General features: G+C 61.0%; 24 protein-coding genes and 1 tRNA gene. 8 read left to right on the top strand and 17 right to left on the bottom strand.

Going from position 1 to position 24,548, the window contains the following annotated elements:
- Positions 1-107 precede the first annotated feature (107 nt).
- A complete protein-coding gene (locus JQ553_RS33385) occupies positions 108-1,211 on the top strand; it encodes an NADH:flavin oxidoreductase (RefSeq protein ID WP_212504329.1) in 1,104 nt (367 codons plus the stop codon).
- Positions 1,212-1,554: 343 nt separating this feature from the next.
- Positions 1,555-2,730, top strand: a complete 1,176-nt coding sequence (locus JQ553_RS33380; RefSeq protein WP_212504328.1) for a site-specific integrase — start codon at positions 1,555-1,557, stop codon at positions 2,728-2,730.
- 611 nt (positions 2,731-3,341) lie between these two features.
- Here the strand turns inward: JQ553_RS33380 and JQ553_RS33375 are convergent.
- Both JQ553_RS33375 and JQ553_RS33370 read right to left on the bottom strand, forming a co-directional pair.
- On the bottom strand, positions 3,342-4,292 hold the full coding sequence (locus JQ553_RS33375; protein ID WP_212504327.1) for a sensor histidine kinase: 951 nt from the start codon (positions 4,290-4,292) through the stop codon (positions 3,342-3,344).
- A gap of 463 nt (positions 4,293-4,755) precedes the next feature.
- Positions 4,756-4,950, bottom strand: coding sequence for a hypothetical protein (locus JQ553_RS33370; RefSeq protein ID WP_212504326.1), 195 nt, complete (start codon positions 4,948-4,950; stop codon positions 4,756-4,758).
- Positions 4,951-5,616: 666 nt separating this feature from the next.
- Here JQ553_RS33370 and JQ553_RS33365 point away from each other — a divergent pair.
- Positions 5,617-5,958 (top strand): hypothetical protein, encoded by a 342-nt coding sequence (locus JQ553_RS33365; RefSeq protein WP_212504325.1) that lies wholly within the window; start codon positions 5,617-5,619, stop codon positions 5,956-5,958.
- Positions 5,955-6,140 carry a hypothetical protein gene (locus JQ553_RS33360; protein ID WP_212504324.1) on the top strand — a complete coding sequence of 62 codons (186 nt, stop codon included), beginning with the start codon at positions 5,955-5,957 and terminating at the stop codon, positions 6,138-6,140. Before JQ553_RS33365 ends, JQ553_RS33360 begins: the two co-directional genes overlap by 4 nt.
- 321 nt (positions 6,141-6,461) lie before the next feature.
- Here JQ553_RS33360 and JQ553_RS33355 read toward each other — a convergent pair whose 3' ends face one another.
- The 3 genes from JQ553_RS33355 to JQ553_RS33345 form a co-directional block, all read right to left on the bottom strand.
- Positions 6,462-7,214, bottom strand: coding sequence for an outer membrane protein (locus JQ553_RS33355; RefSeq protein ID WP_212504323.1), 753 nt, complete (start codon positions 7,212-7,214; stop codon positions 6,462-6,464).
- A 292-nt stretch (positions 7,215-7,506) separates the two neighbouring features.
- Positions 7,507-8,649, bottom strand: coding sequence for a PAS domain S-box protein (locus JQ553_RS33350; RefSeq protein ID WP_249144827.1), 1,143 nt, complete (start codon positions 8,647-8,649; stop codon positions 7,507-7,509).
- Positions 8,650-8,665: 16 nt separating this feature from the next.
- On the bottom strand, positions 8,666-8,995 hold the full coding sequence (locus JQ553_RS33345) for a hypothetical protein (protein WP_212504322.1): 330 nt from the start codon (positions 8,993-8,995) through the stop codon (positions 8,666-8,668).
- A gap of 273 nt (positions 8,996-9,268) precedes the next feature.
- Here JQ553_RS33345 and JQ553_RS33340 point away from each other — a divergent pair, with 273 nt between their 5' ends.
- Positions 9,269-9,484, top strand: coding sequence for a cold-shock protein (locus tag JQ553_RS33340; RefSeq protein WP_212504321.1), 216 nt, complete (start codon positions 9,269-9,271; stop codon positions 9,482-9,484).
- Between the two features lie 332 nt (positions 9,485-9,816).
- On the opposite strand, the gene JQ553_RS33335 is transcribed toward JQ553_RS33340, so the two are convergent.
- The 10 genes from JQ553_RS33335 to JQ553_RS33290 all read right to left on the bottom strand — a co-directional run bounded on the left by JQ553_RS33335 (position 9,817) and on the right by JQ553_RS33290 (position 17,359).
- The gene (locus JQ553_RS33335; RefSeq protein WP_212504320.1) at positions 9,817-11,046 is read right to left on the bottom strand and encodes a hypothetical protein; all 1,230 of its coding nucleotides are present in this window, start codon (positions 11,044-11,046) and stop codon (positions 9,817-9,819) included.
- Between the two features lie 656 nt (positions 11,047-11,702).
- Positions 11,703-12,068: a hypothetical protein gene (locus tag JQ553_RS33330; RefSeq protein ID WP_212504319.1), complete on the bottom strand. Its 366-nt coding sequence runs from the start codon at positions 12,066-12,068 to the stop codon at positions 11,703-11,705.
- A gap of 124 nt (positions 12,069-12,192) precedes the next feature.
- Entirely contained in the window at positions 12,193-12,423 is a 231-nt protein-coding gene (locus JQ553_RS33325) for a hypothetical protein (RefSeq protein ID WP_212504318.1), read from the bottom strand.
- A gap of 315 nt (positions 12,424-12,738) precedes the next feature.
- A complete protein-coding gene (locus JQ553_RS33320; protein WP_212504317.1) occupies positions 12,739-13,953 on the bottom strand; it encodes an AAA family ATPase in 1,215 nt (404 codons plus the stop codon).
- Complete coding sequence (locus tag JQ553_RS33315; RefSeq protein ID WP_212504316.1) at positions 13,950-14,840, bottom strand: toprim domain-containing protein; 891 nt, start codon at positions 14,838-14,840, stop codon at positions 13,950-13,952. The genes JQ553_RS33320 and JQ553_RS33315 overlap by 4 nt, the downstream gene beginning before the upstream one ends.
- Positions 14,841-14,943: 103 nt before the next feature.
- On the bottom strand, positions 14,944-15,600 hold the full coding sequence (locus JQ553_RS33310) for a hypothetical protein (RefSeq protein WP_212504315.1): 657 nt from the start codon (positions 15,598-15,600) through the stop codon (positions 14,944-14,946).
- 153 nt (positions 15,601-15,753) lie between these two features.
- Positions 15,754-15,963 carry a hypothetical protein gene (locus JQ553_RS33305; RefSeq protein WP_212504314.1) on the bottom strand — a complete coding sequence of 70 codons (210 nt, stop codon included), beginning with the start codon at positions 15,961-15,963 and terminating at the stop codon, positions 15,754-15,756.
- Between the two features lie 130 nt (positions 15,964-16,093).
- The gene (locus JQ553_RS33300; RefSeq protein WP_212504313.1) at positions 16,094-16,831 is read right to left on the bottom strand and encodes a hypothetical protein; all 738 of its coding nucleotides are present in this window, start codon (positions 16,829-16,831) and stop codon (positions 16,094-16,096) included.
- 103 nt (positions 16,832-16,934) lie between these two features.
- A tRNA-Arg gene (locus JQ553_RS33295) sits at positions 16,935-17,011 on the bottom strand.
- Positions 17,012-17,092: 81 nt separating this feature from the next.
- Positions 17,093-17,359: a hypothetical protein gene (locus JQ553_RS33290; protein WP_212504312.1), complete on the bottom strand. Its 267-nt coding sequence runs from the start codon at positions 17,357-17,359 to the stop codon at positions 17,093-17,095.
- 219 nt (positions 17,360-17,578) lie between these two features.
- Here JQ553_RS33290 and JQ553_RS33285 point away from each other — a divergent pair, with 219 nt between their 5' ends.
- Complete coding sequence (locus tag JQ553_RS33285; protein WP_212504311.1) at positions 17,579-18,022, top strand: hypothetical protein; 444 nt, start codon at positions 17,579-17,581, stop codon at positions 18,020-18,022.
- A gap of 1,463 nt (positions 18,023-19,485) precedes the next feature.
- A complete protein-coding gene (locus tag JQ553_RS33280) occupies positions 19,486-20,358 on the top strand; it encodes a DMT family transporter (protein WP_212504310.1) in 873 nt (290 codons plus the stop codon).
- Between the two features lie 5 nt (positions 20,359-20,363).
- On the opposite strand, the gene JQ553_RS33275 is transcribed toward JQ553_RS33280, so the two are convergent.
- Entirely contained in the window at positions 20,364-21,833 is a 1,470-nt protein-coding gene (locus tag JQ553_RS33275; RefSeq protein WP_212504309.1) for a deoxyribodipyrimidine photo-lyase, read from the bottom strand.
- A gap of 104 nt (positions 21,834-21,937) precedes the next feature.
- Between JQ553_RS33275 and JQ553_RS33270 the strand changes: the two genes are divergently transcribed.
- Positions 21,938-23,674, top strand: coding sequence for a methyl-accepting chemotaxis protein (locus tag JQ553_RS33270; RefSeq protein WP_212504308.1), 1,737 nt, complete (start codon positions 21,938-21,940; stop codon positions 23,672-23,674).
- A gap of 89 nt (positions 23,675-23,763) precedes the next feature.
- Here JQ553_RS33270 and JQ553_RS33265 read toward each other — a convergent pair whose 3' ends face one another.
- The gene (locus tag JQ553_RS33265; protein ID WP_212504307.1) at positions 23,764-24,423 is read right to left on the bottom strand and encodes a peroxiredoxin; all 660 of its coding nucleotides are present in this window, start codon (positions 24,421-24,423) and stop codon (positions 23,764-23,766) included.
- Between the last annotated feature and the right edge of the window lie 125 nt (positions 24,424-24,548).

Below are 24,548 nucleotides of genomic sequence, written 5' to 3'. Positions count from 1 at the left end.
GTCTGACTTCTGCCTTCTCGCGCAGACGCTAAATCCAGCCCCGACAAGCGAGGCGTCCTCGCTTTTGAGGGAAAGGCCCTCATTTCGAGCCTTTGGAGACTTGGACAATGGATATCGACACTGACGCGCTTTTCGCTCCCATCGTTATAAACGGCCACGTTGCCAAGAACCGCCTGGCCGTCGCGCCGATGACTCGTATCACCGCAACCGAGGACGGCCGGGCAACCGAGACCATGAGCCGCTACTACGAGCGCTTCGCCAGGGGTGGCTTCGGGACGATCATCACCGAGGGCATTTACACGGATCAGGCGTTCTCACAGGGCTACTTTCATCAGCCAGGCATGACCGACGACATACAGGCCAGCGCTTGGAAGCCGGTGGTCAACGGCATCAAGGCGCACGGCGCGTTCGCCATCGCTCAGATCATGCATGCCGGCGCGATTAGCCAAGGCAATCGCTTTCGCGACGGCACGGTAGGACCGTCGGCGATTCAGCCCAAGGGCAAGCAGATGACGTTCTATCGCGGCAGGGACCGCTTCGTGCCGCCGGCCGCGATCACGGAAGAGCAGATCGCCGACGCTATCGCCGGCTTTGCTGGTTCGGCCGCGCGAGCAATTGAGATCGCCGGGTTCGACGCCATCGAGATTCACGGTGCCAACGGCTACCTGCTCGACCAGTTCCTGACCGACTACGCTAACGCCAGAACCGATCGCTGGGGTGGCGGCACGGACAATCGCGTGCGGTTGATCCTGGAAACCTTCAAGGCGGTTCGTGCGAAAGTCGGTGCCAAGGTGCCGGTCGGGATTCGCATCTCACAAGGCAAGGTGAACGACTACTATCACAAGTGGGCGGATGCGGAACGCGATGCCGAAATCATCTTCGGCGGCCTCGCCGATGCCGGCGCCGACTTCATCCATGTGACGGAGTTTGAGGCTTGGAAGCCCGCTTTCGCCGAGGGAGGCCCGTCGCTGATGCGTCTCGCCAAGCGCTACGCCCCAAAGGCAACGATCCTCGCCAATGGCAGCCTGCACAACATCGAGAAGGCGGTGGCTGCGCTCGACGATGGGGCCGATATCGTGACGATAGCTCGAGGGGCCCTTGCAAATCCGGACTTGCCACGGCGTCTTTCCCGCCGCAGCGCCCTGAACGAGTTCGATCCTGCGATCCTCGGTCCGATCGCCGATATCAAGGAAACCGAACTGGTGATGTGAATGCGTCTCCAATGGAGCGATCGAGGCGGCGGAGCGCAGGGCAAGGCGAACCATGTAAGCGCGCCCAGCGATCCTCGCGCTGGAGAATAATTACTCACTGGTCGCTGCGCTCAAAGGTGCTGGCTGAGGGTGATTTTCGCGGCCGCGCCGCCAAGAAGAAAGGCCAAGAAATCAAATTGGTTGGGCTGATTTCCTGTGGCGCGCTCGGAAGGATTCGAACCTCCGACCCTCGGAATCGAAATCCGACAAATCGTATTGATATTGTTGAATAAATTATGCTATTGTCGCGCCTTTGTCGCGCGTTTATAATGGTACTTATTCGAATTACTTAAAGAGGTTTGTCATGTCTGTTCGTAAGCGCACCTGGCGCAACGGCGACGGTTCCAGCGGCGAGGCGTGGGTCGTTTCCTATACCGATCAGGCCGGCAAGCGTCGCATCAAGAGCTTCGACCGCAAGCGCGATGCCGACAATTACCAGGGCAGCGTTTCCGTCGAGACGCGCTCCGGTCTTCACGTTCCCGACAGTCAAAGCATCACCGTGACCGAGGCCGGCCGGCTCTGGTTGCAGAGCCGTGAAGCCGCCGGGCTCGAACGGTCAACCCTAGTCTCCTACCAGGAGCACCTTGAACTCCACATCATTCCGTTGCTCGGCGCGATGAAACTATCCCGCCTCACGGCGCCGATGGTGCGCGCCTTCGAGGACAAGCTCGCACTCGATCGCTCGCCTGCGATGGTCCGCAAGGTCAGGGGCTCGCTCGGCGCCCTCCTGGCCGACGCCCAGGAACGCGGTCTGGTCGGACAGAACGTCGTTCATTCCCTGCGCAAGCGCCGTCATCGTGGCAAGGAAGTCCGCGCCGAGAGGCGCCAGAAGGGCAAGCTCAAGATCGGCATACACATCCCAGCGCCCGACGAAATCCGCGCCCTTATCCAGACCCTCAACGGACGCTGGCGACCGCTGTTCCTGACCGCGATCTTCACCGGCTTGCGCGCGTCCGAATTGCGCGGCCTGCGCTGGGCGGATGTCGATTTCAAGCGCGATGAACTGCACGTGCGCCAGCGGGCCGATTACTTCAACAGCATCGGGCGCCCGAAATCGGAAGCCGGAGAGCGCACAATTCCGTTGCCGCCGATCGTGGTGACGACGTTGCGGGCGCATCGGCTGGCATGTCCGAAGGGGACGCTCGATCTGGTCTTCCCGAACGGCAAGGGCAACGTCGAGAACCTGACCAACATTGTCGCCCGTGGACTCAAACCGGCGATGATCGCGGCGGGTGTCGTCACCAAATCCGGCAAGGCGAAATACACCGGTTTGCACAGCTTGCGGCACTTCTATGCCAGTTGGTGCATCAATCGCCGTGTCGACGGTGGCCTCGAGCTGCCGCTCAAGCTGGTGCAAGCCCGATTGGGTCATGCCACGATCACGCTGACGGCCGATCGCTACGGCCATCTGTTTCCGCGCGGCGATGATGGCGCGGAATTGGCCGCCGCCGAGCAGGCCTTCCTTGGAAACGCGCTCTGACGCCTCGCGCAGGCGTTCAGACCCCACGCCTGCGGTGCTGGGTGCCGGCATTCGACAAACCATGACCCCAGAGGCGAGGGCGCGAGGGAGGGTGGCGCGAGCTTCCCCCGACGTTGCAACCCGTCTTGACTCCTGCTCTGTAGTTGTCCGTTTCGAGCACTGATCCACTTGTCCCCGATTCGCAGGGACGCGCGCTGGTGCGTTCAAAAAGGGCTGGGCGTGTACCCGACACGCGACGGGGCAGACTCGCACCACGACGCGTCCCTGTGCAGTCAGTGCTGTTTGTAAATTTGCACGACGTTCGAACCGTGGCGCTATCGCGCGCGCGGAAGGTCAGACTGGTATCGCATGTCGTTCGGTTCATGCCCGCGAAGATCAAACATCTAGCCCGACCGTTTAGCCTCGCGTCGGTCGTCGACGCAACCTGGCCGTCAGCTCGACTCCTGCCTTGCGTCCGTTGGTTTACTTCCGCTTTCGGCGGACTATGCCGAGACTTGCCGATGGCCAACTCGGTCGCGAATGACCCAATCCGGTCATCCAACGTATTGCAGGAACGTACCATATTTAGCAGCGAGCCGACCAGATCCCCCGTGCTGCACTCGCTGGAAGCCCTACAGCTTCGGTTTCTGCATCCGAAGTACCGCGCGGCTACCCGGCTGTGCATCCTCGTACACTAGCTCGCCGTTTAGCTGTTGAACCAATAGCGCTACTACCTTCGAACCGAAGCCCTTTTTCGCCTGTTCATGCGCCGGCATTCCGACGCCATTGTCTGAGACCGAAATCACCAGTTCGTCGTTCGTGTGGAGCTTGATGAGGATCTGTCCCGGTCGCTCATCGGGAAAACCGTACTTGATGCTATTTGTAACCAACTCGTTAATGATAATCGCAATGGGTACGGCGACCTCGCTGTGCGCACACGCTTCGTCTAGTTCGCAACGTACTGCGACTGGCTTGTCGCCGCTGAGCACCATAAGCCTCCGCACGATGTCGCCGATGTATTCCTTCAGATCGACGATTTTTGTCTGGTCGCGCAGCATAAGGTGGTCGTACACTTCGGCCATCGTTTGAATGCGCTGTGACGTCGTTTCCAGCGCGTCGGATGCCTCTTGACCGAGAGTTCGAGATTGCAAGCGCACCATTGCGCTGAGCAGCGCTAGGTTGTTTTTGGTACGGTGCGCGACTTCTTGAAGCAAGAGCGTCTTTGAACGTTCTGAAGCGACCACCTTTTCCATTTCTTTGCGAAGGAGTTCGGCGAGCGCGGCGAAGGCGATTCCTACGAAGGCAAAGAAGATCAGAGGGAGTGCGAGCGCGGACGACAACTGCAAACGCAATACCCACAACACGCCTGCTACCGACAAGAGGGTCGCGAAGAATCCACTGCCGCGATCGAACATCAGACCCGCGAGGAAGATCGCGGGTAACAGAATATACAGACCGATGAATCCGGTTTGCGCCTCCATCGCGGCGAATACGCCGAGGGCGCACGCCGCCAGGAGGGCCGATAAACCGTAGCGTAGCGCCACAGGCTGCTTTGACGGCAGGAGGTATAGGAGGTGTTCCATCAACGGAAACCGCTAAGACGTCACTACTGTTTGCGCTTTCGCCGCTCCGATCCCCGGCGACATTGGAACTAAGGAGTTTGGTAGCTCATGCCTCGGTATCCATGAGCCGTTTGCTGGTGCCATCACCGCCGGTGACCCTAATGCTTGGCGTGCGTCTGTCACCAGAAGGCCTGAACCGTAGTGTCAGGATGGCTCCAAAACAGCCAAAGCAACATGGCAAAGGCGAAGGCCCAAACTAAACCCATCTGAAGATCGCGTTTCACAGTTTGCGCTCACGGCACGCGTGCTTCAAATCGGGCCAGAGGCCCGTTTCAATGGAGTTGTTGGGGAAGTGCGCTGATCTCTTTGAAGCGCGGCAAACCGATCGAGCTGGCCCGACAGGCCTCGAAGGCTCCTCGCAATATTCTTCAGGACAAGAGCGCACTCGTTCGAAACGCCGGGTTGATCTGCGCGACGTCTACATTCAGTCGCGTACTCCTCGCATTCCGCTGCGCTCAACATAACCTATCTCCGAAATTGCCATCTTGGCACTATTCAGTGCGGCCCATGTCGGCGCCCCGCGCTCTGGGAGATGGCGGATGAAGAACTGACCTCCGACCAGCATTACGGCTGCCAAGACAACCGCCATCATGGCATTAACCAGCACGGGTCCTTCCATTGGAGCCTCCCAACCGCAAGACAGCCAATAAACTCCGTTAGGCAACTTGCGTTCCTATTTCGGAAAAGATGGTAGGCTCGACGCAAATGAAACCCCGGTCTAGCAAGCCAGCATCTGGCCCATCGCGTCATTTCGATGCGCTCCGGAAGTTGGTCGCTATCAGTGCATAGCGGACATCGAGCAGGACAGGCCAAACAGGCTCAGTGGCGTTCCTCGTTGCGATTGGGGATGGGGTCCTTCGGTGAGCGTGGATAAATGGGGGCACCGCGCGACGGCACACATCCAGCATATTGGGGTCCGCCGTTTTCCGGGTTGCGTTGCGGATCGGTACAAAATTCAGAGGGCTCAACGCGAGCGCGCTGGCGATGCCGAGCCGCGCAATTATGACACTGGATACGTCGCGCAAAGAGTGTACGCTCTCAGCGCTGCAAGTTAGATGGGTGGGGCGTCATGCAGACCAGCGACCGCTTGTTTACCGTTCTTATCGTGCTATCGGGGATCGGCTCGACAGTGCTCATGGCAGTCGCGGTGTTGTCGTTCTGAGATCGGGGGGGCGGGGTTTGCCGCTTCAGTTCAGACTGCCCGTCGTGATGACGCGGTCGATGCTGGCGCAGGCCGTCGTGATGCTGCCGGTGCTCTGCTATATTCACCGGATGGTCGCAACCGATGACCCAGGTCATCCTGCCAGCGCTGCTCGCGCTCGCGATGGTGACCGGCGCAGCCTCGGCGCAGCAGCGCACCTACTACGACGCGAGCGGCAAGGTCGTCGCCCGATCCGCGACCGACAGCCAAGGCACGGTGACGAACGACGAGGCGAGAGGCAACGTGATCAGCCGCGAGTCTACCAGCGGCAGCACGACGACGGTCAACGGTGGCGACGAACAGAGGCGAGCGGCAAGACCGCGTCTGTTCATTTTTGAACTTTACTTTAGACCTCCGATGCATATCCGCCATGCGGGACAAGTGGGAGACCAACGTAGTGCAACTCGGTACGGATGGACTCAATGACCATTCGCCGCCACGATGCTCACGTTGAAACTGCTGTGCAGTATTTGGTTTGGGCACTGGAAGAAATTGAGAAGGCCGGAAACCATGAAGCTGCCCGCCACGCCCGCATTGCATTGCAGGCGCTGCGCAACAGCGCGCCTGAGACGGCGTTTTACTCATCCTCTCTAGGGAACGGCTCGTAGGTTTTTTCGATCCAGAAACGTATCGGACCTCACCGCTCCATTTATGAAGGTCCTCCGCTTGATCCGCCGTCGCGGTAAGCTGCGATACAATTTGGCGAAATACTCTCGCTTCTCACCCGCGATCCCGACGCGGGGACCGTCGAAGGATGGCAGTCCCTACCGGGGGGTCGATATGGGTCCTTTGGGCGCGCGCGAAAAGCGGGTACGCGCGACACCCCCGAGAATATCTGGTGCGAGAAAATCGGTGGTTACAGGGGAGCGCACAACAAAAAGCCCCAGACGATGCCGGGGCTTATAGTTTTTGCGCGGAGATCACGGAAATCAGTAGCGCGGCGCGTACCCGGCGCCGTAGCCGCCGAAGCGGTAGTTAAACCGCACAGTGACCATATCCACGTCTTGGCTGATCCGGTCATTGAGTATGCCCGCAAGGCGCGGATCGGCCACCGAGAAGGAGTTGTTTGCATCCCCCATCCACAGATGGTCGTATTCAACACCGACTGACCAGTTCGGTGCGAAGCCATACTCCCATCCCACACCCACTGTGCCGCCCCAGCGCGTGTTACTAGCCGAGATCAGACCGAGTCCGGTGCTGTTGTCGAATATATCCAAGTGATTGCTGGTCACGGCCGCGCCCCCCTTCACGTAGAGCAGTGACGCGTTCCACGCCCAACCGAGTTGGGCCGTGAACAGGCCGATGCCGTCGGTCTTCACTGTGGTTGAGAGCGTCGGGTTGAGCAGGCTGACGCGCGTGTTGCTGAGGTCGGCCCAATCGCCCTGCGCTTCCAATCCAAACACAAACTGATTGGCTTGCCAGCGATATCCGATCTGTCCGCCGACAACGCCTCCGGAACGATCAGCGCAATCGCTGGCAACCGTTCCTACGGCAGTGATGAAATCCACGCAATTGTGGCTCTGTCCCCAGCCGCCGTTGGCGCCGATGTAGAAGCCGCTCCAATTGTAAATCACTGGAAGCGGAGCCGGTGGCGGTGCCTTAACGGCCATATCGGCGGCCAGCGCCGGCGCGGCCATGCCGAGTGCAATCAATCCTACAGTCCCCACGAAAAACTTCTTCATTGCGCGTCCTTTTTGGCGTCGCCTCGGATGGCGATTTAAACGATCGTCAATACCAGTGGCATTCCCATTCCCATGCACTCGCAGCCTAAGCGATTTGCTGCTCAAGCCGTGTACCCGAGATGCAACAGCTAAGGCTTAAACGACCGGAAACGTCAGGACTTCTGGCCAAAGGTTGGGATCTATGCAGTTTGCGCCAGCGCGGCTTCGGGCCATTCGCGACTGGGTTGGCCAGCGGCTTCGCGGCGAAATGACGCGACGGTCACATGAGGAGAAGTGCTAGGCCGAGAGCAGGCTAGGCCAAACTCGATTGGGATTTACGAACGACGATTTCGCAAACAAGCCCTTCCGCGCGCCAGTCAAAGAGCACCTTGCCGCCAAGTGGGCTGATCGTTCCTTCGATGAGGCGACTACCAAAGCCCTTGCGTTCGGGCGCATTTACCTTCGGACCGCCCAATTCGGTCCAGCGGAGCGCTAGTTGTCCATCCTCGGTGCGCGACCAAGCCAATCCAATTCGGCCATTCGCGTTGGATAGCGCTCCATACTTGGCAGCGTTGGTTGCCAATTCATGCAAAACCACAGCAATCGCCTGCGCGGCGGTGGGTTCCAGTACGGTTGGCAGACCCTCCATCACAATCCGCTTGTCGTGGCCCTCTTCGAGATAAGGGGCGAGCTCCTGCTTGGCGATCGCCGAGACTTCGGCTCCTATCCACCGCGTTTCAACAAACAGCGAGTGAACATTTGCCATCGCTTGGATGCGCCCGCTGATCACTTCCTTAAGGCGCTCGGAGGTGTCGGACTGAGAAAGATTGATGATTGCCTGTACGTTCGAGAGGATGTTCTTGCTTCGGTGCTCCGCCTCGCGAGCCAGAATGCTAATCTGCTCCAGAGTTCGCTTCTGCTCGGTAATATCTCTAGCAATCTTTGATGCGCCAATGATGTTGCCGTGGGCATCTTTGACAGGAGAAACGGTAAGCGAAACGATGATTGAGCTACCATCCTTACGTCGCCGAACAGTCTCAAAATGGTGGATGCGCTCACCTCGTCGAATGCGGGTTAAAATCTCGCGTTCTTCGTTTTGCCGGTCCTCCGGGATCACAAGTGTAATGGGCTGGCCGATCGCCTCGGCGGCCGAGTAGCCGAAGATGCGCTCAGCCGCCTTGTTCCAGCTTGTAATAATGCCGTCTAGATTTTTGCTAACGATTACGTCGTCGCTGCCCTCAACTATGGAGGCCAGCAGATTGGCCAAACGCTCGGCACGTTCTAGCGCCGGCTCGCTGACGAGAGCGTGGCGTTGAACCCCTGACTCTTCTTTAGGCACCAATGGGATCCCCAAACCCAAATGCTGCACTGCCGTCGGTACCCCAATCATAGCACTGAACGCAACGGCAGGAATGTCTCCATTGGGTCCATTCGCGACCCGGTTGGCCAGCGGCAAGTCCGGGCATGGTCCGCTATGCCGCCGAAAGCGGAAGTGAGCTCACTGCCTTGTTAATAGCCATGGCGGTGTCTGGGCCACCCTCGGCCCCGTCCGCGTCCGGGCCCTGTGGCGGCATTGCCCGCCAGGGCGCGGGCAATGTCGGCATCGCTAAAGTCAAGCAAGCCGGATCGAACGGAGGGGCGAGCGGCCGATTTTTGAGCCGCCGCCGAAGCCAAGCTCGCAGTTTGAGCTTGTCGAGCCGCAGCGCCGCACGCAGGAACGCCTCGAGAAACCGGTCGCGCTCCGCTGTGTCGAGCCGCGCCCAGCCTTGCATCACCGCCTCAGTCAAATCAGTGCGCCGCATGTCGCGAGCTTAATTCAGCAAAAGAAAGTCGAAAAACAGAAATCCCAAATATGCGGAAAGCCTGCGGTCGCGCGGTGCCGGCGGTGGGTGACGCCCTCCAAAGGACCGCGAAAGCGATGGGGGTACACCTCGCCCTTGTGCGATCCGTGTCGAAATCTGCCGTGATCGACGACAATCTTAAGTTTAAACCAACCAATGTAGCGTAATGGGCCATTCGAAGGATCGGTCGTCCGCTTTCAGGGCGAGCCTACAATAGGGGGAGGAGTTTTCCCGATGGCCATGACTGGTACAGTCAAGTTCTTCAATCGAGAGCGAGGCTACGGCTTCATCAAGCCCGATGACGGGGGCCGCGATGTCTTCGTTCATATTGCCGCAGTCGAGCGGGCCGGACTGAAGGACTTGGCTGAAGGACAACGCATTACATTCGATCTCGAGCCTGACAAGAATGGCAAAGGCTCCAAGGCGGTGAAACTAGTGATCTCATCCTGAAGTGCGTGCGTCGCGATCCTGAGCACGGAGGCCAGTCCGGCTTGAGGGATGAGGCGGGCCGAGATGGTCATGCGCAAGCACACCATCCGGCCCTACGCGGCGCACGACACCGTGGATAGCGCCGCGTTTGGGTTGGGCGGGCCGAGATGGTCATTCATCCCGGCCCGGCACGGCGGCTCCGGCCGTGAATGCGCGCCGCGCTAACGTGCTGCCGTTCCCGACAGCGCCGTGTTCGTGATAAGGGGTGCGGGGAGGCCGAAGGATCGACAGCCTCCCCGCGCGCATCTATCCCGAGCCGTTGGCATGCGAGCCGGAGCAGACGCGCATCTCGATCATCCCGGCACGCCGAAGATGTTGTAACCATGCTCCGGCGACGTTGGCGGCGGGTCCGCACGCGGAACGGTTCGAAGCGCCACGCCGAGGACTGCCATCGGCATCGTCGTGCTGCGGAAATCAATTATCTCGCCGCGAGCGGCAGCGGCCCAAATGAGACTGCACTCGGCTCTCTGCGCTGCTAAATCGTCTGCGTCGATGGTCGCGAGTAGCTCCTCGCGCTGCCGCTGATCGAGCGCATGCTTGTCGTCCCCGATCTCACGGAAACCGGCGCTGATTTTTTCCAAAAGCTCTTGGCCGAACAACCAGCAAATAAGGCCAATAGCGTCTTCGGGCGTGCCGTATCCGACGGCTCCCGGCTGCGCGTTGAAAATCTGCGACTGCAAACGCCTTGTCGCAAAGCTGATCGGCAAATTGTGCTCAATGGCGCTATCGAGGTCGGGTGCGGCAGCCTCCGCGCGCCTTGTGATGAATTCTCTCGCAGCAGCTTCCGCCATCGAGATCGGCCACTGCTGCGAATTCACGCGGTGCCGCTCAGCGACACACTCCCGCTGCCGCATTCTGTAGCGTTCGACAGCCGCTTCGATGCGACCGCCGTCAGCCTTCGTCATCAGCTCCGAAACCGGCGCATCCTCGACAACGTCGAGCGCGCAGCCGCCGGGAATTCCGCGCAGAACCCAGTCGCTGACGGATTGATGCAGTCGTCCGGCAGCGTTCCATCTGACAGCGCGGGTTTCCTTCAGCTCAATCTGCCTCGCGAATTCTTTCTCGGCGCGCGCCACTTTGCGCTCAACGTCGGCCACCTGCCACGCGGTTGCGGGCACCGGGCTGCCTCCCTCGCTCAAGAGTCGCTTAAGATCGGCAAGGCGATTTTTGAGGGCAGTGACTTCGAGCCGCAGTTCCGAAATCTCTTCGTGGGTTGGGATTGCCGAATGGAGATCACTTGCGATCTGCCGGAGCGCGATGATTCTTGTGGCCGCTGCATCGGGCAGCAGCGCCGCCGCATCATCCGGCGTTCTGTCGCCGTGAAAGACAACCGGCCCAAAGTCCGTTGCCGGTGTGAAGCCACTTGCTGTGGGTTCTGCCATGTTGCGCACCCACTGCCGCCAGCCATCGGGTTGTTCGTGTTCGGCCATGACGTTCTCCGTCATCTCGATGATGATGGCCAAGAGGATCGCACCGGCAGTGGGCAACGAATACAGGCCAAGGGCCGTTCGTTGATCGAGCACGTCGAAATCTCTGAAGCTGACGCCGGAAGAACGTGACGCACATACGACACTCTATGCCGGACTGCTCAAGCAGCACGGCAGCGTGGTCAATGGACGGAAGGCACAGGGCAAATCCAAGAGCAACAATGCTCACGCCGATATTGGACGGAAGTCACTTCCGTCCAATCCTCCGACTGTCACCAGCAAGGTCGCCGCCGATCTTGGCATCACCGACAAGGGGGTGCGCAAGCGGGTTAGTGATCATCGACGGGCGACCGAAAACCGTTCCAGACAAGAACGGTTGCCGGCGCCAGTCACCGCCGCCGAGATCGGCCTCACTCGCAAGGACATCAGGCGCGCGACAACACGGCCCGAATCAGCCTCGCAGACGGCACGTGATCTCGCACGCGGAGCAGGAGGTACAGTATCTCCGTCAGCTTGCCTCGATGCCGCGCCGGGCAAGTCGCTTCGGCGCGGTCTCTACGCCACCGACCCGAATAATACGTCGACAACGCGATGCGAAGCCGCCGCGCGATCTCGCGATCGCTCATGCTGTCAGGAAAGAAACGGCGAGCCGTGCGCACCAGACGGTCGCGCTCGCTGATCAACAAAAGCGTTTGCGGCGATCTGTGACCAGGGCCAGCAGGTAGCACCGGATGATGGAGCGGCTTCATGCGTCACCTCGCGTCGAGAAAGCGGCCATTCGGCGATAGCGCCCTGAGAACGCGGGTGGCGATGGCATCAACCTCGTTCATCGACAGCGCCTCATGGCATTCCGCACAGAAGGCGCTCGTCGCGACAATGTCGGGCGCGCTGACCGGCGTTGAGAGCAAGAAGGCACCCACCCGCGCTTTGCCACCGACGAACGTCATTTTGCAGCCAACGCACACCGGCTTGCGGATCTCGATGTTGCCGTACCAGTGCAGCACCGCGCTGTGCAGTGTCGCGTGATCATCGAGTGGCACGTCGGCGGCGATCAGGTGCGTGATTAGATCGCTGCGGCGGAATAGTCGCATGTCACTGCGGCGAGCATGCCGGTTCATGGTTGTGCCTCATCCCTTCGGCCGATCCCTCCGTCGCTTGCGCAAGGACCGCCCCGACATCCACGCCCGCGTCTTGGCCAGCGAGATCACCGCGCACGCCGGGATATGGTTGTGTCTGTAAACACTAGACCACGCGCAAGCGACGGCGTTGCTGGTAGCGCGCGAGTTCGCTGGCCGCGTCGGCTTCGACCTTGGCTTGGCGTCGCAGCTCCTTGGAGGCAAGGTCGAGACCCAATTCGATCGTGCCGGGATCGACGCCGGCAAACCGCTGCGCGGTAAACGCGGCAAATTCCTCCGGGGTCATGTTGGGTCCGGTCTCGTCAATGATGATGTCGCGGATTTGCTGTGCGGTCATGGTCATTTCTCCTCTAGTTGCCGGCAACCGGCCGGCGCGGTTCCCGACAGTGGTGGCAGTGGTGGTAGTGATCCGGAAATTGACCGGACGGTCCCTGTGGTGAGATGGTTGCCGGCATGCGGCCGGTGCGGCACCTGTGTTCTTTCTTCCTTGCTTGCTTCACGGCCAATGCGCCGGTTGCGGCACCTAGGGTCCCTCTAAAGAGGGGACCCCTAGTGCCGCAGCCCGACGCAGCGCATGAAGGAGCCTTTTGCGGCACTAGGTTTGCGGCACCTGGCGTTAGTGCCGCAAACGTTCTCGGCTGCGGCACCTGCGTCATGTCGCCCATGTGCCAACCTCGATGAACGTTTTCTCATGGCGGTGTTCGTCCAGACGCTCAATTCGCTTCAAGGCACCTGACTTGATCCAGGTCTTGAGCAGAGTGTTCACGGTCGCCCGATCGGGCTTGCGGTCCAGATCCAGGTCGAGGATCTCGGCCACCGCCTTGCCGACCCAGTTTCCCGCCTGCGGGTGCTCGCGCCACTGGCCGCTGTTTATCTTGCGCTGCACCGCCAGCAGCGTTGCCACGGTGACGTTGGCGAACGCGTCGGGCCATTGCCAGGGCGTGGCCACCCCGACATTGTCGCCGGCACTCTCGTCCTTGCCGTTGCCGAGGTGCACGCTTTCCAGCTTGAACCAGTCCGAAGCGTCGGGCGGTGGTGCCAGATTCAGCTTGTCGGGATAGACGCGGAAGTAGCGGCGGTGATCGTCGGTGATGCCGGCTCGCTCGCCTTCCTCCTTCGTCATGCCGTTGAGCACGCGCACCGATCGGCAGCCGTCGATCAGCGCCTTGGCACCGCGCGAGGTCTCGGCGGTGATCTCACTGCCACCAGCCTTGCGGGTATGATGCAGCAACACGACGGCGCAGTTGGCCTCGTCGGCGATGCCGGCGAACGCCTTTACAACGATATCGACAGCGGTGTTGTCGTTCTCATCGATCTGGTGTGCGCGCTTGAGCGGATCGATCACCAGTACGTCGATCCTGCGCCGCTTGATCTCGTCGACGATGCCGCCGATCAGGTCCTCATCGACAACAATATGACGATGTCCATTGTAGCGCGCGATCACGCAGGGTCGATCGCGGCCGCTATCGACGAACAGACGGCCGACCAGATCGCCAGCGGTGAGCTTGTAGAAGCCGCAGGCGGCGGCGATCCGCCGCTCGATCTCATCTCTGGGGTCCTCCAGATTCCAGTACCAGACGCTGAGCGGAGTGCGCGCAACGTCGAGTACCAGCGGCTTGCCCGAGGCCATCTCGAGCACCTCAACCATCACCAGCGATGACTTGCCGGCACCGCCCGGCGCGATCGTCGCGGATACGAACTTGCGGATCACGCTGGTGCTGTAGAGCCATTGCCGGCGCGGTATCTTTTCGGGATCGATCCAGCGCCAGGCGGTGGCGCGAACCAGTGGTCGCGGGGGCGCGGGCGGCGGAAATTGCTCGGTGGTGCCGTGCGCGTCGAAAAACGCTTCGGGTCCCTGATCGCTCATGGCTGCAGGTCCAGCCAATCCGCGCCGACACTGTGCGGCGTGCGGATGAACACCTCGCGGCCGACGGCCTGCCACGCTTGCGCGCATTGCTTTGCCGCCGCCATGCCAACGCCGTTCGCATCGTGATCGGCGAAGATCGTCAGCGCCTCAATGCCAGGTATCGGCGTGAACTTCGCGATCGCGCCGGCACTGCCGAGCGCGCACACCGGCCGCCAGCCGTTGGCGCGAACCGCCAATGCGGTCTCGATGCCTTCGCAGATGCCGAGTCCTTCCTCGACGTGCTCGTCCGGGTCGAGCTTCACCGCACAGCCGGCCACCGGGCCGAGCATTTGCTTGCCGAGCTTGCTGCCGTCCGGCTTCAGCCCGATCCGATGGATCGCCGGCGGCGGATGGGTTTCGTCGTCGTTGCGGATCGGCCGGAATGCGACGATCAGCGCCGGCACGTGCACTGTCCTGCCGTCCTTGTCCTTTCCGAACGGGCAATGCCCATGAAAGCGCAGCACACGCATCACCAGGTCATCATCGAGGGCGAGCTTGCGACCCTTGAGATATTGCTCGGCGAGCGAGCCGCGTGGATCAACGCCTTCGCGCCAGATCGCCGCGGCGAAGCCGCTGCGATCGGGGTTCACCGGCGGTTTTGCCGGCCGTGCAGTCGCGCGAATCGGCCGTGGCTCGGATGGTCCCAGCCACAGACCGCGCGCGATCAGCGCCACGCGCACCGCGTCCTGCCTGCACCCGGCATGGCAGTGCCACAGCACGAGCTCGCCTGCGTCCGATAGCGACAGGCTCGGCGAGCGGTCCTCATGCGCAGGACACCGGGCTACGAAACTGTTCTGGCCAACGCGGTGGCCGCCGAGCGCATGGGCGATCTCGCCAGCCGTCATCATGGTCGCACTCGACTCGGCACCACCGGGCGGCGGCGAATCCACACGGTGTGCCGTTCACGATGGCTGTCGTGCACGCGCCAGCCGGCACCGACCGGACTGCTTTTCATGTTCCGCTGGCCTTCCGTTCTTTGACCCTCTTGAGGATTTCCCTAGCAGTGCGTTCCGCCTTCGCGGGCGACAACGTGGCAACCATCACGTCGGCAATGTCCGCAGCCGTGTCGGTGGGTTTCCACAGATCGCCATCAGCGGCTTCGATCCTGTGCTGAAGGCGATGATTCTCTTCGATGAGTTGGGCGTGCGCGTCTTTGAGCTGTGCGAAGGGCGACGGCTTCGGCGTAGCGTTCGGGTCGGGAATTGCAATCGCGGCCTTCCATTTGCGCAAAACCGCATCCGGGTGGTTGAGCTTGAATCGCTCGTTGTCCGTTAGAAGCGCGCGCCACCGTTCGATATGTTCGCGGTGGCGAAGACATTCGAGCAGCCGACAGCGAGCGCCCTTGTCGACGTCCTTAAAGCCGTTTGCTACCAACCATTCGCCCATTGCCTTTTCGTACCGACGGCCTTTGGGTTGATTGGTGTGCAGATCGCGCATGACTTCGGTGCGGCCGACGTCAAGCGCTTCGGCAATGATCATCCAGTCCTCCCAGCGCCGGCGTAGGCGAGCCATAGCTTCCTGGCCGAGACGGACTTTCAGTTCCGATGGGTTGTGACAGCACAACCCATCGGGGTTGACACTTGTTGATGCTAGGGCGATATCGGGCATTGATCTCTTCCTGCTTTGCGAGAGCGGGATTGATGAAAATCGGCGGCCGGGCGTTTGAGTTGACGAGAGCGTTCCTCCCGGCCGCCGCCTCCTTCAGACTTCATTGTCACATGAGCGCGCGGGCCGACGACCCGCACCGCACGGCGGATCGGCTTAGGCGCTGTTTTCGGCAGAGGGTTGAGCGGCGCGTTTAAGGACGCGGTCAAGTTGCTCTTCGGACGAGATTAGATTCTTTCCCAGCTTTCCAATCGGCAGCTTTTGAGATTGGTGCAGGTAGTAGACATCCGGATCTTTGACATCCATGCCCTTGCTGCGCAGATGCTCGGCAATGGCTGCGGCGCCTACCAGGAATTTAGATGACATTAGCGTGGACCTTTCGAATGATTCGAATGCGGTGCACGCAGTTCTACTGAATTTGAAAACGACGCACCGAGACCCAGTACAAGGGCTCGTGCGTACCCCTAGTGATAGGTACGGAGGGTCGTGCGTGTTTCTAGGTACGAGTACGGCGCGTCGTGCCTGTACCTGCTTTTTCTTTTTTCGGGCGAGTCGAAGCCTTACGTTCCGCTTCCTTTAGGCGTGTCGCGTCACGTCCTTCTTTCACGAGACTGCGGCCCGCTTTCATTGCCTCGCGCGCTGCGGGGTTCTGCTCGTGCGGCAGAAAGTAGAGTCCGCCCCGGCCTGCCTTGAGATCTGCCTTCACGTCCATGTAGGCCCGGCGCATGGTCTCCCATGTGCCGGCCGTTGCCGAGTTAGAGGCGCAAGATCTTTCGGCTGCCTCGTAGGCCTCGGGCCAGGTCAGACCGCGCTTCTTGGCGTCGCGCACAGCCATATACCGCGAGGATCGAATGACCGCCTCGCGGACACGCTTGGGGTGGTTTTTGCTGCGGCGTTGATCGGCAAGCCGATAGATGGCCTCGTCGAGCCACAGCGGCGACACCTGGCGGTAAATCAGCGTGAGAGTGTGAGCCTCACTGACCGCGATCGGATCTTCGGTTGCTTTCCAGAAAGCCTCAAGGTTCCCCATCCACTCATCGTAGCGGGCACGCAAGCCCTTCGGGAGGATCAGGAAGACCGGATCTCCCTGCGCATCCCTTGGAATGTGCTGATGCTTCAACTTAATGAGGGCCGGATCATCCTCCGGATCTTGCGAGGCGGCCGGACGACCGCTCTTCGGTTTGCTGGTTTTGTCGCGTCTTTGTCGCATCGAGATATTTGTAACAACTTTCACTCATTGAAATCATTACAGAAATAGTGCGACAAAACGCGACAAAGAAACGGCCGGGGCGAGTCGACCTGAAGAGCATAAGTATTTGATCTATAATGGACTTTGATGGCGCGCTCGGAAGGATTCGAACCTCCGACCCTCGGAATCGAAATCCGATGCTCTATCCAGCTGAGCTACGAGCGCCTGTGGGAGGGTCGATTATCAGACTTGTCGATCCGAGGCCAGCAGCCCCCGCTGCAACATCAGCCAATGCTGCAGCGAGCCTCAGAAGCAGGGATGCCGGCGGCCGTCCTGGCCGAGATAGGCTGCGGCGCCTTGGAGGCATTTGACCGTCGCGGGGCCGTCATAATAGGCGAAACTGCCGGCCGTCGGGCCGGGACCATAATTGTGCAGGTAGCTGATCTGGTAGGGCAGCGCCCAATACGCGTGGTGGTGATGTCGGTGGCGCGGATAGACGGACATATCGGCCGCGACCGCGGGGGTAAGGGCCATGGCGGCCACGGCTGCGGCGAAAAGCTTCACTTTGGTCATCAGCACTCTCCGGACAATCGGCTGGAATCCACCTTTTCGGCTGCTCCCGGTCCCATTTAACCCGAATCGGGGCGAAAAGCTGCGGGAATTCGGTCACAGCCTGCCGAATTCCGCCCTTTTTCTGATGCTTAACGCTTTCCCAACACAGTCCGGCCAGAGTTTCGCGGTCAGGTCCGCCCGGACCGAACCCTCCCGAAAGGTTCCTGGTTTCGAACCCCTATGCGCATCACGCCCTTTGCCTTGCTGGTCCTGGTTTTGGCCGCTGCGCCGGCGCGGGCGGAGTTGCATATCACGCGCGACCATGGCGGCTATGTCGAGGAGTACAAGACGAAGTACAAGCGCGTCCGCGAGCGCGGCGAGCGGGTCATCATCGACGGCATTTGCAACTCGGCCTGCACCCTTGTGTTCGGCATCGTGCCGATCAACAAGATCTGCGTGACGCCGAGGGCCAGCATCGGCTTCCACCAAGCCTACTACGACAAGGCCTTCACCTTCGGCATCAAGGTCACCAGTCTTGAAGGTACCTCGGACCTGATGTCTTACTATCCCGACGCGGTGAAGGACTGGATTCGCAGGAACGGCGGGCTCACCACCGAGATGAAGAAGATCAAGAACGGGGCTGAGCTCTGGAAGATCGTCGATCCCTGCCCTGAAGAGTGGTAGCGCGGTTATCCCCGGTGTGTCGGATGACATGACTGATCGGCCGGTGGGCAAGTGGCTGCTGCGCCGGAACCGCTGATGCGCGCCACCTTTTCTTGACGTGGGTGCAAGGCAGGCGACCTCGCGCATGGCATCGGGATTGCATAGCCGTGCGTTGATTGCGTCGATATGACCGCATCAGATGATACGGCGGCCAGAAGAGATGCGCGAAGGCTAGCTCGCGACATCGCGTTGTGGCGGCTCTCGGCGCATTGGATCAATCAAGGAATGGTGAAACCGACCGGGCGAACCGGTTCTTTGCCGCGTCATTATTGCTTCACGCTCGCGCAGAATAATTGGCGCTCTTCCTTCGTGTCCGAAAAGGCTGGAGGTTTTCCATGCAAAGCGACGTAGGGAACATCACCGTCTGCACGCTCGCCCTGGTGCGGCACTTCGGCGATCTGCAGGCAAGTCGAAAGGGACGGATTTCACCATCACGGCCCTTCTCGGAACAGGATCAGCTCGCTTGCAGACGATCTGTTCCAGCGAAATTGTCCTGACCATCCGAAGGAATGATTATGCTGACCGCGGCAGAATGCCAAGCGCAGGCAGCCAAGTACAAAAGCCTGGCTCAGCGCTCCGACATTTCCGAGGACCGCGCAGTGTTGTTGCGCAACATAGCCCGAAGCTTGGCGGGCCTAGCAAACCAGCTCGATCGCCTTGCGGCAAATATGCGAGATGAAGCCAGAGGCCAAAGGATGCCGGCTGAAACGCGGGAGCCGGACCGCCACACGTGACCAACTGACTGCAACGATCCTCGATCTGGGCGGCGATGCTTCAATGGCCGTTCAACCAAAGCCCATCGTACGATCGGGTGCGCGCGTCGCCGTCCCGGCGATCAACTATGTTGCTGCGATGAGTCGAATACGCGGTGACGGGCCGGCCTCCCAGGCGAAGTTCCCTCATCGCTTTTTCCCGGCCGCAACGTCGTTCGCTGCCAGACCAAGGTTCCATGGTGGCGCACTCAGGTTAAATTTCGCTGTGGGTCGCAACTCCAGATGTCTAGGCTTTCCCAGGCCTCAGGCGCACTGTGCTGACGGAATTGCACATCCTTGATTTCAACGTGTCTACCCCGGTGCGCCGGCGCCTTATTTTCGGGTGTTCACATGAAGGGCTTTTTGATTGCCGTTACGATCATCGTCGTCCTCTACCTTGTTGATCAGTACTGGTGGTACGGCCAATACTCAACTGCGGTCGGCCAAATGGTGAGGCAGATGCGGCATTCCTTCGGAGTTTGATCGGCTGCCATCAGCACTACCGACGTGAGAGGGAATCGTAATTCCTTCCGCGACGCTCAGCCATGAACAGTCTGGTGGGGTCCGTTATCGGGCGTGCATTTCCGCCCGGCGGCTTGCATTTCAACGAATTGATCCTGGGTTCCAAAATTGCGATTGCGCGACGCGCGATGTTCATGCAATCACGCCGCGATGACCAGGAGCTTGGAGGAAATCAGCGCGCGCCTTGCGCCGGCGATCTTTGTCGTGCTGTGGAGTACGGGATTCATCGGCACCAAATACGTCATCAACAACGCCGAGCCGCTGACCTATCTGGCGATCCGCATGGCTTTGGTGGTCGTGGTGATGGGGATTATCGCCGCGATCGCACGGCCGAAATGGCCGGACGGGAAAGGTGTATTCCATAGCGTGGTCGCGGGCATACTGGTGCATGGCTTCTATCTCGGCGGCACCGCGGTTGCGATCGCACATTCGATTCCGGCCGGGCTTTCGGCGCTGATCCCTGGCCTGCAGCCGATCCTGACCTCGACGATCGCAAACCGCTGGCTCGGCGAGCGCGTCACGCCGCTGCAATGGGGTGGACTTGTACTCGGCCTGGCGGGCGTCGTGCTGATCCTGCACAACCGGCCGATGACCGGCGAGGCGGGCTGGGGCTGGCTGGCTTCGGGCGTCTCGCTCGTCAGCATTACACTCGGCACTCTCTATCAACGCCGCTTCTGCAGTCGGATCGACTGGCGTGCCGGCAACGTCGTGCAATACGTCGCGGCCGCGATCTTTTTCGGAGGTGGTGCCTGGCTGTTTGAAACCAATGTCGTGCACTGGACAACCGAGTTTGTGCTGGCGCTGACCTGGCTTGTGTTCGCGCTGTCGATCGGTTCGATCGGACTGTTGTATTGGCTCATTCGCCATCATGCCGCGACATCGGTCGCGAGCCTGTTCTACCTGGTGCCGGCGGTAACCTCCCTGATGGCTTTCGTGCTGTTCGGCGAGCGGCTCGACGCCCTCGCGATGTCAGGCATGGGCGCTTGCGCCGCGGCGGTACTGCTGGTCAACCGCCGCGGCTAGAGCACTTATCGTTTCTGACGCAATCGAAACTGCCGGTAGGCCGCAAGCGCGCGTTCGCGTCCGTACCTGTGATCGATGATCAGCCGCGGATAGGTCTTGCCGGGTTCGATGCTGGCGCTGGCAAGCTCGATTGGCGTCGCGGTCCAAGGTTGGTGGATGAGGTCGTCGGGCAGGCGCGCCAGTTCGGGCAACCAACGCCTGATATAGGCGCCTTCCGGATCGAACTTTTCACCCTGCAGGATTGGGTTGAATATGCGGAAGTAGGGCGCGGCGTCCGCGCCGGAGCCAGCGATCCATTGCCAATTGGCCGGATTGCTGCCGGGGTCGGCATCGACAAGCGTGTCCCAGAACCATCGCTCGCCGGCACGCCAGTCAATCAGAAGGTGTTTCACCAGGAACGAGGCGACCACCATCCGCACGCGGTTGTGCATCACGCCGGAATGCCAGAGTTCACGCATGCCGGCGTCAACGATCGGGTAGCCGGTTTCGCCGCGTTGCCAGGCCTTCAATGCGCTGGCATCGCGCGTCCACGGAAAGGCATCGAAACTTTCCTGCAGGTTCCGCTCGGCCATGTCGGGGACGTCGAACAGCAGATGGCGGCAGAACTCGCGCCAACCGAGTTCGCTCAGGAATTTCTCGATGTCGCCGGCGAGGCTGTTGTCCTCGGCGGCGGCGAAGCGCGCGGCATGCCAGATCTGGCGCGGACTGATCTCGCCAAAACGCAGATGCGGCGACAGGTGCGAGCTCCCATCGCGATCAGGCCGGTCGCGATCCCTGGCGTAGCGAGAAGCGACGTTGGCGAGGAATGCTTTCAGCTGGGCTTGCGCCGCGGCTTCGCCAGCCGTCCAGCTCGCGCCCAGGCCGCCGGCCCAGTCTGGCCGCGTCGGTTCAAGTTTCCAGTCATCGAGCGCGTCGCTCGCTATGCCGGGAACACAATTGAGCTGCTTTGGCGCCGACTGCGGCTTCGGCGGATCGCCGTGCGCCTGCAGGCGCCGCCAGAAAGGTGTGAACACGCGGAAGCCCCGATCGCCGTTGGCGCGGATTGCCCGCGGTTCGGCCAGTAGGTCTCCTGGGAAGATTTGCGCGCCGATGCCGTCACTTGCGAGCGCAGCTTCAACATCCTTCGCAACGGCTTGATGCGGTGACTGCGCGATCTCGTTCCAGAACACGACGCGCGCGTTGCTCTCTCGCGCGAGTGTTGCCACCACGGACCGCGCTGCACCTTTGCGCAGCACCAGCGATCCGCCGATCGCGGCCAGACTCTTGCCGAGAGCGCGCAGCGATTGCGCGAGCCACCAGCGCGCCGCGCCGCCGAGGGGCCGCGCGGCCGGCGGCCTCAACGCGGGGCTCACCTCATCGAGCACGTAAAGGCAAATGACCGGTGCGCCGCTGGTCGCAGCCTCATGCAGGGCAGGGTGATCCGACACCCGGAGATCGTCGCGGAACCAGACGATGATCGGCTTTGCCTGTTTCACAAGCCTTCCCTCACATTTTCGGCAAGTATCGACAGGAGCCCAATACCGTTAAGCCGATCGTAAACAAGACCCGTCAATGTCGGGCTTTTACGGGGGCCACAAACATGACCGGGCGGTCGTTCGAGAAGTACCTGCCGTCGCTAAAGCTCAAGCTCGGCACCAAAGCAGTGATCAGTGCCATTCTGCTGATTGCGGTCAACACCGCATTGGTGGCGGGAGCGGCCTATTGGTCGCTGTCGTCCGAGTTCGCCGAGCGAGCGCAGCGCGACGTTGAGGTCAACCTCCGTACGCTGGCATTGGCGTTCGGCGAGAGTTTCGCCGAAGCGAAGATCACGCTCAAGGATGGCGCCGTCGTCCGCGCCGAAGCGCCACGCATGCCCGAATTCAAGGACCATGCAGTCGTCGACCGGGCGGTGTCCTATGTCGGTGGCAATGCGACCCTTTTTGTCTATGACGATGCAAGCGGTCAGTTCGTGCGCCGCTCCACCAACGTCAAGAAGGAAAACGGCGATCGCGCCGTCGGTACCCAACTAGCATCGGATCACCCTGGCCAGGCGGCGCTACGGCGCGGCGAGGCCTACAAGGGCCCGGCCAACCTGTTTGGCAAGTCGTTCATGACGGCCTATTACCCCGTCGTTACCGCGAGCGGGAAAGTGATCGGCGTGCTCTATGTCGGGATCGCGACGGACGAGCTCGACGTCGTGCTGGCGGGGGCGTCGCGCAACATGGCGATTGCTGCCGCCGTCGCCGTCCTGATGGTGCTGCTGTTGACCATGTTCCTGGTGCGCCGGGTGACGAAGCCGCTGACCTCGGTCACGGCATCGCTGACGGCGATCGCCAACGGCAACAACGAGGTCGAGATCGACTGCCACGACCGCACCGACGAGATTGGCGAAATCGCGCGCACGGTTGAGGTGTTCAGGAGCAATTCGCTCGAGCGCAAGCGACTTCGCGACGAACAGACGGCGAATGCCATGGCTGCTGCCGAGCAGCGCAAGGTCGAGCTGCGCAGCTTCGTCGACGAGTTCCAGGCTGGAGTCGGCGGCATCATCGAAAATGTGCTCAAATCGTCCAGTGAGTTTGAGCGCGTCGCGCGACAGCTCACCGAGACGGCGCGGAGGAGCGCGACGCTGTCGCAGGAAACCGCGAGCGCCTCGGAACTCGCCTCCGAACATGTTCGCTCGGCCGCAGGTGCCTCCGACGAACTGTCGAACTCGATCTCCGAGATCACCCGCCGCGTGCAGGAGTCAAACGGGATTGCCGCCGAGGCGGTTAAACAGGCGAATGCAACCGATGCGCGTATCACCGAACTTTCTGAAGCGGGAGCGCGGATCGGCGATGTCGTCAGGCTGATCACCACGATTGCCGAACAGACCAATCTGCTCGCGCTGAACGCGACCATCGAGGCGGCGCGTGCCGGCGATGCCGGCCGCGGATTTGCCGTGGTGGCGCAGGAGGTCAAGAGCCTCGCCGGCCAGACCGCGAAGGCGACGGAGGAGATTTCGAGCCAGATCGCTCAGATGCAGACTGCGACCGAAGAATCGGTCGGCGCGATCAAGGCGATCGGCCAGACCATCGAGCGGATCAGCGATATCGCGACCTCGATCTCCGCAGCGGTCGAGCAGCAACGTGGAGCGACTGCGAACATCGCCCAGAGCGTTCGCGCGGCAGCGAGTGGAACCGCCGACGTCGCCACCAATGTGCGCAATGCAGCCCAGGGCGCGGCTGAAACCGGCGAGACCTCAAGCCGGATGTTTGCATCCGCCCAATCGCTGTCTAGCGAGAGCCTGCATCTGAAAGCGGAGGTCGAGAAGTTCCTCGATGGTGTGCGCGCGGCGTGATGACGTGCGCCTTCGCGGCCTGTGCATCCGGCGGTCTCGCCGACCGCCGGCTTGTTGAAATTGGTGCCGCAGTTGCCGGCTTCCCGGCGCTATTTCGGCTGCGGAACGATCCGGATATACGGCTTCGGCGATTTCCAGCCCTGCGGGTAGATCGTCTTGGCCTCATCATCGGTGACCGAGCCTGCAATGATGACGTCTTCGCCCTGCTTCCAGTCAGCCGGCGTGGCAACGCGGTGCTTGGCGGTCATCTGCAGCGAGTCGATTGAGCGAAGGATCTCCTGGAAGTTCCTTCCAGTGGTCATCGGATAGACCATCACGAGCTTGATCTTCTTGTCGGGTCCGATCACGAAAACGTTGCGGACGGTCTGGTTGTCGGCAGGAGTGCGGGCGAGGGGATCGCCGGAGGTCGAGGCCGGCAGCATGTCGTAGAGCTTGGAGACGTTATAGTCGGTGTCGCCGATCATCGGGTAGTTCGGCGCGGCTCCCTGCGTCTCCTTGATGTCTTCAGACCATTTCGCGTGCCGGTCGACGGGGTCCACCGACAGGCCCATTAACTTAACGCCGCGCTTGTCAAATTCGGGCTTCAGCTTCGCGAGCGCGCCGAGTTCCGTGGTGCAAACGGGAGTGAAGTCCTTGGGGTGCGAAAAGAGCATCGCCCAGCCGTTCCCGATCCAGTCGTGGAACTTGATCTTGCCTTCGGTGGTCTGGGCTTCGAAGTCGGGGGCGATAGAGCCGATCTGGAGTGCCATGGTTTGACCTCATGCTATTGAAGTTACTATGAAATTCGTGTTGGTCCGTCCCCTACAATATACGAGGCGGAAGGGGCCAAGTGAACGGGCTGACGAAAAAACGTGAAATCCTTCTCTTCGGCGTG

It is taken from the genome of Bradyrhizobium lablabi, assembly GCF_018131005.1.
GTDB classification, from domain to species: domain Bacteria; phylum Pseudomonadota; class Alphaproteobacteria; order Rhizobiales; family Xanthobacteraceae; genus Bradyrhizobium; species Bradyrhizobium lablabi_D.
The sequence above is the reverse complement of the archived record's forward strand: the minus strand, read 5'-3'. Positions and strand labels throughout refer to the sequence as shown.